The organism is Coriobacteriia bacterium (assembly GCA_031292615.1).
Lineage (GTDB): Bacteria > Actinomycetota > Coriobacteriia > Anaerosomatales > JAAXUF01 > JARLGT01.
Window position 1 is genome coordinate 1 of sequence record JARLGT010000041.1, and the last position, 8,300, is coordinate 8,300.

Here is an 8,300-nt window from a genome sequence, read left to right on the forward strand (position 1 = left end):
ACTCCACGCCGGCGTAGAGGTCTTCGGTGTTCTCACGCACGATGACGATGTCGACATCGTCGTAGCGAGCGCCCGTGCCCGGGATGGTGAACGCGGGACGCAGGTTGGTGTAGAGGTCGAGCTCCTTGCGAAGCGCGACGTTCACGCTGCGAAAACCGGTGCCCACCGGCGTGGTGATCGGGCCCTTGATGGCGACCTTGTTCTTGCGAACCGAGTCGATGACGTGCTGGGGAAGCGGCGTACCGTACTTCTCCATCACATCGGAGCCCGCGTCGACGACCTCCCACTCGATGTCGACGCCCGTCGCGTCGACCACGCGCCGCATCGCGGTGGTGATCTCCGGGCCGATGCCGTCGCCCGGAATCAATGTCACGGTGTGCTGAGCCATGTGGATGGATCCTCCTTGATCAGGTGACGGCTCACAGCGGCCGTCATCGAGCCACGAGTGTAGTGCAACGCGCCAAGCCGCTCCAAGACCGTCACGCTCACGTCAGCATCAAGCGGCGGCGTCTGGTTGGACGTCGCCGCTTGAGTGTTCGGTTCGAGGTGCGAGCGGGCTACTCGGCAGCCGGAGCCGGCTTCTTCTTGCCGCGCTTCTTGGGTGCGGCCTGCACGATACTGGTCGCTCGGCGCTTGAGAAGTCCCTTGCCGTTCTCGGAGTCGAACAGCATGCGCTCGGCAGCCGCGATCTTCACGCTGTCCGAAGCGCCGCCAACCATCATCTTGTAGACGCCGTTGAGCATGGCAGGGAACTCAGGATCGCCGTGGTAGCAGCGGATCGCCTCGTCGATGAGCGGCCAGACACGCTCGGACCGGTGCGCCGTTGTGGTGGCGTAGGCGCAGAGCAGACGGAAGGCGGCGAGGCGAACGACGCCGGACTCCTCGTCGTGCAGCGCGGTCTCAGCGCCGCCCAGAGCCTTGTCGACTAGGCGCGCATCGACCGGAACGAGCATCTCAAACGTGCCGAGCACCTCCCAGCGAGTCTGCGACTCGGGACGGTGCAGGGCGTCGGCGAGCTGAGGCGCGTACTCCTTGAGCAGCACCGGCTTCTGCAGAGCGACGCTGTGCACGACGCTCGCTGCCGCCTGGCGGCTGCGACGGTCTTCGCCGGCCAGTGCGTCGACGACCGACGCCAAGAGCTTGGGGTCTGTCAGGGCCTTCTCGGCGGTCACGTTCTTGTCGGCGTCGGGAGAAAAGGTCGACGCGTTGTCAGTAGCCATAGGGTGAGCTCCGGGGGTAGTGGCGGCACGGACTTGGTCCCCGCGAGAGCGCCAAAGGACGGCGCGGGCGCCGTGGGATTATAGCAGAAGCTGCCCGGCGAGCGGAGATATCAATCGCGGCTCGGCGGCCCGAGCATCGAGACGGCAAGCCGAGCTACAGCGCCGTGACCTCGATGTCGACGTTGGACTCGTCGCCGGCGGCACTCAACGCCGCGATCCAGTCGGTCTCGTCCACGCTCGGCGGTACGGCCACGCGCGCCGTCATCGTGAACAGTGGCGTGCCGCTCACGGGTGCCTCGGCTGAGAAGGTCTCGGCGGACTCGATGTTGATGCCGAGGCGCGAGAGGCCGGCAGCAACCTCGTGCACGATGCCCTCGTGATCGGCGCCGGTCACGAGAACCTCGTACGGCAGCCAGCCAACGTGCTCCGCCGACTTGTCGGCGTCCGTCAGGCCGATCGTGACTTTGTAGCCCTGCGCCACCAGAGGTGCGAACGCGGCGTCGAGGTCGGCTCGGCGGTCGTCGGGAAGAGCCACGAGCATTAGGATTGCGAACTCGCCACCGAGGCGCGCCATGCGACTCGTACCCACGTTGCCGCCCAGCTCCAGAAGCGCGCGAGTGACCTCCTCGACGATGCCGATGCGGTCGGGCCCGGTGAGCGTGAAGACGACGTCAGTCCGCATGGTTCCCCCTCGAGGCGAGCTGCAGGTGCCCCTCAGTGTAGCGGAAGACCGCGTCGCTTTAGCCATCCCGGAACTCGATGGACGCGAGCGTGAGATGCAGCGCCTACGCCCGCGCACGCTCGCCGCACATCGCCGCAAGCGCCGTGACCGTGCGCCAGTTGCGCGAGGTCATCGGCGTATTGAGCACTCGGCCGATACCTGTCGCGAGCTTCGAGCGCCCCACTCCGTGGGGCAGCAGCAGGTAGACCGCGCCGTCGCCGAGCAGCGCCCTCTCCCCCTCATCGGCTGGAAGGGCCCGCGCGTCGAACTCCTCGGCGGTCAGCGGCTCGAGGAGGAATGCCGCATGCAGCCAACGCTCGTCGACCGAGGAGTCGGCGGCCAGGAACGGGTTGCTCGCCGCGATGCGCGCAAGTTCGTCGCACGCGAGCACGAGCGTGTCGACGGGGAAACCGAACTCGCGCTCGATGCACTGCGCGACAGCCAGCGCGTGCTGGGGAGCCGTACCGCTGTCTGCGGCGAAGACCACGTTGCCGCTTTGCAGATAGGTACGCACGTCGACGAAGCCGACGCGCTCGAGCGCGGCCCGCAGCGCGGCCATCTCGACCTTGCGCGAACCGCCGACGTTAACGCCGCGGAGCAGCGCGACGAAGCGCGTCACGCGTCAACCCCTCGCGCAAGTTCGGCGCCCCACGCACGCGCCCGATCTGTCTCGCCGGCCTTCAGCGGACCGTACCTGCCTGTCACGATGAACTTGGCCGGCTCGGCGATGCGGTGCAGGCCCTTGGCCTGGAGCATGGCGAGCATCTTCTTGGCGGCACTCCCAGGCGACCACCAGATGCGAGTCTCGAACGTGGCGCACGCGGCGTCGGTCGTACCGAGCGCCTCGAGCCACGAGCGGATCGAGGGGTGGTCGACGTCGGGCGGCGTCGGCCCAGCTCCCGGGTTGCTCGCGATGGACGCGCGCATGGCGTCGGTTGGCAGGTCGAAGCCGAGAAGCGGCGCACCGGTGACGAGCAGGTCGATGCCGTCGGCGCAGGCTGCGGTGGCCTCCGAGGTACTGACTGTGCGCGTGTCGGGCCCGATGCCCTCGGCGATCGCACGCGCGATCTGCGCGGTGTTGCCCCAAAGCGACTCGTACACGACGACGGCCTTCACGACGCTCACCCTCCTGTCGATCGAACTCAAGCTCCTCGTCCCGCTACTCGGACGCGCTCGCCGCGCCCAGGACCTGCGAGGACTGCTCGGCGAACGTCTTGGGGTCGACACCCGAGTTCTCGTAGGCGAAGTCGGCAAGCAGCCAGCCCACCAGCAACACGCGATGTTGGATGCGCCTGAGCCCCTCCAGGTCCTCGCTGTACCACTCTCCCTCGAAGCCCTCACCGATCCCCTGGGTCACAGGCTCGGAGTGCTTAAGGGCACCCTCCTTGCCGGACTCGAAGTTTTGGCGGTGCTGCATGTAGTCGCCCAGAAGTCGTTCCTTGTCGGCGATCTCGAAGAGCGGGCGCACGCGCAAGAGCGTGACGTTCGCCTTCGCGGCGCCGCCCACCTCAACGAACGTGAGCGTCGCGTCGTCCTCGCTCGGAGGTCCCGCCATCCATTCGCCGGGCAGGTCCAAGCTGAAGTTCGGTTCGCGGACCTTCGTCACTTCGGACACGAGCATCCCCCATCAAAGTCGGACTTGCCGAGGCGGTCGTCGGTCACGCCGAGCCGAACCGCGCGAGCGCACGAGCGTGCGCCTTGGCGGCCTCATCGGCGCGATTCTTGTGCGGCGCCGTAGTCACGAGCGAGTCGAGCAGCTCCCCCGAGACCGCAGCGACACCGGCCACGGCCTGTTCGAAGGCGGCCCGATTCGCCTCGGAGGGCCCGTAGAAGCCGCTGATCTTCCGCACGTACTGCAAAGCAGCGGCGCGAATCTCGTCCTCGGTCGCCGGCGGCTCGAAGTTGTAGAGCGTCTTGATATTGCGGCACATCGGCTTGTACCAATCTGCGTGGGTGCGCGCTCCTACTGGCCCGGCGTCAGCGAGATGATCTTGACCTGGAACTTCAGCGTCGAGTTAGGTGGAATCGCTGGCGGGGAGCCCTGCGCGCCATAACCCAGCGACGGCGGAATGGTCAGGATGCGCGTTCCGCCCAACTTCATCCCAACGAGTCCCTGGTCCCAGCCCTCAATGACCTGGCCGGCACCGATCGTGACCGGGAACGGAGTGCCACCGACGTTTGAGTCGAACTTGGCGCCGTTCGTGAGCCACCCGGTGTATTCGACAGTAACACTGTCGCCAGCCTTGGCGGCCGGGCCTTTGCCTATCTTCACGTCCTTGATTGTGACCTTCTCCACCGGCGCCGGCGCGGGTGCCGGAGCTGGGGTTGGAGCGGGCGCAGTAGAGGCAGCGGTGCTCTGCGTCTCGGCTGGCGCGGTGCTCTGCGACGCGCTCGGCGTCGAGCTTCCCGAGCAGGCGGTGCCGGTCAGCGCCACGGCGGCCAAGCCGACAGCTAGAGCGACGAGCGCGACCTGCGAGCGCCGTCCTGTTCGCTTCGAGTACGTGTCCTTGAGATCTCGCCTTGTCACGTGCGCCTCCAGAGTCGTTGTCAGTAAGCAGCGCGGTTGCCCGCGGTCGGTCAATCGTGCCATCAAATACCCGACGAGGGCTAGTGCAAGCCCTGAGCCACTCTCCCAGACCTGCCGCCGACTCCGTAGAAGCGACACACGGCAGGGTTGCCTACTCCCGCTCCCAGCGCGCGTGAGCTGCAGCATGCATCTGCCACAGCCGATCGGCCGCACGCCGGGTCTCACGCGCGGTCGCTAGCCCGGCCGACACGATCTCGAGCGAGCTGGCAACCAGCGCCTCGAAGGCTTCGCGATCGAGCACGTCTCGCTGGGGGAGCTCCTCGAAGATGAGTTCAGCCGAGCGCTCGTAGGGATTTGCATCGCCCGATCGGACGCCCACCAACGCCGGATCGAGCGCCGAGAGTACCGCCGAGATCGCCTCAGGACTCCACTCCTCGGCGAGCGCACCGCGAGGGCCGACTCCTGCGTTGCGCAGCCTCTGACGACGCCGTCCGACCACGACCGCCCACGTCATCAGCGTGAAGAACGCGAGCGAGCAGACGGCCTGGATCACCGCAACAACTCCCCTTCGGTCTGCCGAGGAGCGCCTGGGGCAAAGGCGAAGCGGCACTCGGGCGGCACAACCCACTTCCCGCTGCTCGCGCTCAGTCGAGTGAACCCGCTGCAGCAGAGTGGCTGGCGCCCGTCGTGCAGCGCGCACTGATCGTCTCGCGTGAGCGCGCGGCACTGCATGCGCACGACCAAGCGATCCGGCATCGCCGAGACAGCCTCGCGGGGTACCGTGATGCAGTCGTCGTCAACCTGCGCGCCGTGCAGTTCGAGGTAGCGCCGCACGTCCCACGTGATCGAAGCACGGACGCGAACCGTGTCATCCGCAAACTCCACGTCGCTGGCTGGCCCGACCGCGAAGGTGAAGTCCCGGCAGCACTCCGCGTGACAATGCTCAAGCCAGCCTCTGCAGTCGTCGCACTCGGCCGCAGCGGCCGCCAACTCTTGGTTGCTGATGTCCATGGCGACTCATCTCCCGGCGAGAACGTGATTCGCCAGCCTCCATCTCCCAGACAAGAAGCTTATCGCGTGAGGCGACCGCCGGGAAACGAAAGAGCCGGACAGCCCCGAAGGGCCATCCGGCTCAAATCGTTGACGCAAGTCAGACTAGAGAGCCATGACCTGCGTGGCCTGCTGCTTGCCATTCTGGCCAGTAGCTTCCGTGAAAGAGACGGCCTGACCCTCGTCGAGGCTCTTGAAGCCCTCGGACTTGATCTCGCTAAAGTGGACGAACAGGTCGTCGCCACCCTCGCGCTCGATGAAGCCGTAACCCTTGTCAGCGTTGAACCACTTGACTTTGCCTTCTGCCATTCTAAAAACCATCCTCTCGCCCCAACGGGGCAAAACAAAAACGACCCGACGGTACCCGCACGAATGCGGTGTGTCAGGTCGCAAGTCTGACGAGCCACTCGGCCCGCCTTTGGTCACTATAGCACGTTTGGAGCGACTACGGTCGGACGTTCTCCCGAAGGTGGTGCCGTCGCAGCTCCTCGGCGTAGTTGGACAGCCCGCGCTTCTCCAACTCATCGATAAAGATCGGCCACGGGGGGATGTTGGAGCTAAACGGCTCCGCGCACTCGCCGTTGTAGAGTCCGCCCCCGGGGCCGACCCACAAGCCGCCGCCTGGCCCAGTCGAGAGCGCTCCCCCAGGTCCGTCCGAAAGCCCACCACCAGGTCCCGTCGACATCCCGCCTCCGGGTTCAGTGGACAGGCCGCCGCCAGGGCCGGTCGACATGCCGCCACCCGGTCCGCAGTACAGTCCTCCGCCCGGGCCCTCGTACGCTCCTCCGCCTGGACCGGCGTACAGCCCGCCGCCAGGGCCGGTGTAGAGTCCACCGCCCGGACCATCGAACTTGTCTCGCGGCCACTTGTTGGGAGCCATGTCTCCTGCTCATGAAGCAACGTGCCATTCCGAGATAGCCGCTACCTCGATTCGACCCGATCACTCGCGCGCTACGCGGACAACCCTCCAGCGGTCCAACCGACCGCCGCCGCACCCAGTGTTCAGCCGATCGCCGCTCGGCCCAGTACTCCGATTCCCAGAATCGGTGCATGAGTCCCGGTGCGCCCGATTCTGACTGGCGTTGCCAATGGCAATTAGGCTCGCTCGGCAGCCTCGGCGGGGCCCCACGACTGCAACTCGATGATGTTGCCTTCGGGATCCGTGACGTAGCAGGTCGTGACGCGCGCGCCGGTCGCGGTAGTAAGCGTCACGACCTCGGCTACCGGTGCACCCCCGGCGGCGAGGACTTCTCGGCGGGCGTCTTGGACTGAGTCGACCTCGAAGGCAAGATGGCCAAGGCCGGGACGATTGACGGCCGGCACTGGGCCGTCGGCCAGCTGCGAGTAGGAGAAGACCTCCAGCGTAGGGCCGTCGGAGCCGCGCCCAGGAAGCCTCAGATGGCGACCGGCCAGCGACGCGCCGGCAACGCCGGTACCCGCCTCGAGCGTGGCTCCCGAGTAGTCGCGCTCGGGCGGAACGAACTCGCATCCAAACACCGTCTCGTAGAAGTTCGCCAGCGCGCGCCAGTCTCGGGCGATCACGTTGGTGTGCATGTAGCGCGCGCCCTGAATCATCTCGGCCCCCTACTTTCGCTGTAGTCGCAGCACCAAGAACGCTGCATCCGTCTGCGCGACTTTTCCGATAGTCTGCGCCTCGTCTGCCGGGCGATGCCAGCTGCTCGGCCCCATCGCCACCAAGTCGGCGACCGCTTCGGCCGAGAGCTCCATCGGGTAGCCGACCTCCGTGCGGCCGACCAGCTCGAACTCGTCGCCCAGCCGCTCGATCACGAGCTGCTCCTTGTTCTCCTGGATGCCGAGCAGCCCCAGCTGCTCTCGCAGACTCGCCAGATGCGACTCACCCGGAATCACGATCACCGCCGAGCCGCCGGGCTCCAGCACCCGCGCGAACTCCGTGGGGTTTCGAGGCGCGAACACGTCGAGGAGCACGCTTACCGAGCCGTCGTGAACGTAGAGGCGGCGGTTGATGTCGGCGACGAAGAACGTGAGCTTGGGGTAGCGCTTGGCCGCCAGCTTGACAGCCGGCTTGGACAGGTCACTGCCGAGCCAAACCACAGGCTCGCCCCCGTACGACGACAGCGCATCGGCGACGCCCCCGACGTAGTAGCCCTCGCCGCAGCCGACCTCGAGCACGCACGGCACGGGCGCGCGCGGCGCTCCGGCAACGAGACCGCTGCCCTCGGCGCGCTCCTGCAGCACGGCCCCGACCTGCGCCGACAGTTCGTCGCGCAGCGGACGGTAATGTCCCGCCTCCAGGAACCTGCGGCGAGCTTGCAACATGCCGATGACGTCGCCTTCCATGCCGCGCGAACGGTGCTGCGACGGCAGAAGGTTGACGTAGCCTTCGCGGGCGACGTCGAAGGAGTGGCCCTCCGAGCACGATACCGTCCGCTCGCCCCAGCTCAACCGCCTGTCGCAGACGGGACAGGCGAGCGGCCAGGCGTCTGCGCGGTTCTCGGCGGGTGTGGCTGAGGGGCTCGAGACGAGTTCTGGATCGCTGGCATCGTAGAGCCGTCCGGCGAGCATAGTGTCGCGTTCGCTCAATTGGGCTCCCCCTCCCTTGGTGTCATCTGCCCGCCTGGGTGGCGTGAGCAGCCCTCGTCCGCCGGGAGCTGAAGATGGCAACGCGATCGCCCACCAGCGCTTCATCCGGCTCGAGCCAAGACTCTCTGCCGACCACGTCAGTGCACGGACCCAGCGTGCAGACCCGGATATCGCGAACCGCCGCTTCTCGGCGAAGCGAGTTCAGTACTGAGCGAAGGAT

The 8,300-nt window shown here is 66.8% G+C and carries 15 protein-coding genes; all 15 read right to left on the reverse strand.

Features of this window, described 5'->3' with window-relative positions; genetic code table 11:
- Positions 1-388: isocitrate/isopropylmalate family dehydrogenase (locus tag P4L93_03995; GenBank protein MDR3686105.1), on the reverse strand; the 388-nt coding region annotated here is incomplete at its 3' end.
- Positions 389-557: 169 nt separating this feature from the next.
- A complete protein-coding gene (locus P4L93_04000) occupies positions 558-1,220 on the reverse strand; it encodes a hypothetical protein (protein ID MDR3686106.1) in 663 nt (220 codons plus the stop codon).
- A 154-nt stretch (positions 1,221-1,374) separates the two neighbouring features.
- Positions 1,375-1,902, reverse strand: coding sequence for an ACT domain-containing protein (locus tag P4L93_04005; GenBank protein MDR3686107.1), 528 nt, complete (start codon positions 1,900-1,902; stop codon positions 1,375-1,377).
- A gap of 103 nt (positions 1,903-2,005) precedes the next feature.
- Positions 2,006-2,560 carry a DUF1697 domain-containing protein gene (locus P4L93_04010; protein ID MDR3686108.1) on the reverse strand — a complete coding sequence of 185 codons (555 nt, stop codon included), beginning with the start codon at positions 2,558-2,560 and terminating at the stop codon, positions 2,006-2,008.
- Positions 2,557-3,066, reverse strand: coding sequence for a hypothetical protein (locus tag P4L93_04015; GenBank protein ID MDR3686109.1), 510 nt, complete (start codon positions 3,064-3,066; stop codon positions 2,557-2,559). The genes P4L93_04010 and P4L93_04015 overlap by 4 nt, the downstream gene beginning before the upstream one ends.
- A gap of 34 nt (positions 3,067-3,100) precedes the next feature.
- Positions 3,101-3,556, reverse strand: a complete 456-nt coding sequence (locus P4L93_04020; GenBank protein ID MDR3686110.1) for a hypothetical protein — start codon at positions 3,554-3,556, stop codon at positions 3,101-3,103.
- A 43-nt stretch (positions 3,557-3,599) separates the two neighbouring features.
- Complete coding sequence (locus P4L93_04025; protein MDR3686111.1) at positions 3,600-3,872, reverse strand: DUF2277 domain-containing protein; 273 nt, start codon at positions 3,870-3,872, stop codon at positions 3,600-3,602.
- A 32-nt stretch (positions 3,873-3,904) separates the two neighbouring features.
- On the reverse strand, positions 3,905-4,237 hold the full coding sequence (locus tag P4L93_04030) for an FKBP-type peptidyl-prolyl cis-trans isomerase (GenBank protein ID MDR3686112.1): 333 nt from the start codon (positions 4,235-4,237) through the stop codon (positions 3,905-3,907).
- A gap of 382 nt (positions 4,238-4,619) precedes the next feature.
- Positions 4,620-5,021, reverse strand: a complete 402-nt coding sequence (locus tag P4L93_04035; GenBank protein ID MDR3686113.1) for a hypothetical protein — start codon at positions 5,019-5,021, stop codon at positions 4,620-4,622.
- A complete protein-coding gene (locus tag P4L93_04040; protein ID MDR3686114.1) occupies positions 5,018-5,479 on the reverse strand; it encodes a hypothetical protein in 462 nt (153 codons plus the stop codon). The genes P4L93_04035 and P4L93_04040 overlap by 4 nt, the downstream gene beginning before the upstream one ends.
- Before the next feature lie 144 nt (positions 5,480-5,623).
- Positions 5,624-5,827, reverse strand: a complete 204-nt coding sequence (locus P4L93_04045) for a cold shock domain-containing protein (protein MDR3686115.1) — start codon at positions 5,825-5,827, stop codon at positions 5,624-5,626.
- 136 nt (positions 5,828-5,963) lie between these two features.
- Positions 5,964-6,398, reverse strand: coding sequence for a hypothetical protein (locus tag P4L93_04050; GenBank protein ID MDR3686116.1), 435 nt, complete (start codon positions 6,396-6,398; stop codon positions 5,964-5,966).
- 215 nt (positions 6,399-6,613) lie between these two features.
- Positions 6,614-7,093 (reverse strand): VOC family protein, encoded by a 480-nt coding sequence (locus tag P4L93_04055; GenBank protein ID MDR3686117.1) that lies wholly within the window; start codon positions 7,091-7,093, stop codon positions 6,614-6,616.
- Positions 7,094-7,102: 9 nt separating this feature from the next.
- The gene (locus P4L93_04060; GenBank protein ID MDR3686118.1) at positions 7,103-8,080 is read right to left on the reverse strand and encodes a methyltransferase domain-containing protein; all 978 of its coding nucleotides are present in this window, start codon (positions 8,078-8,080) and stop codon (positions 7,103-7,105) included.
- Positions 8,081-8,102: 22 nt separating this feature from the next.
- Positions 8,103-8,300: hypothetical protein (locus P4L93_04065; GenBank protein MDR3686119.1), on the reverse strand; the 198-nt coding region annotated here is incomplete at its 5' end.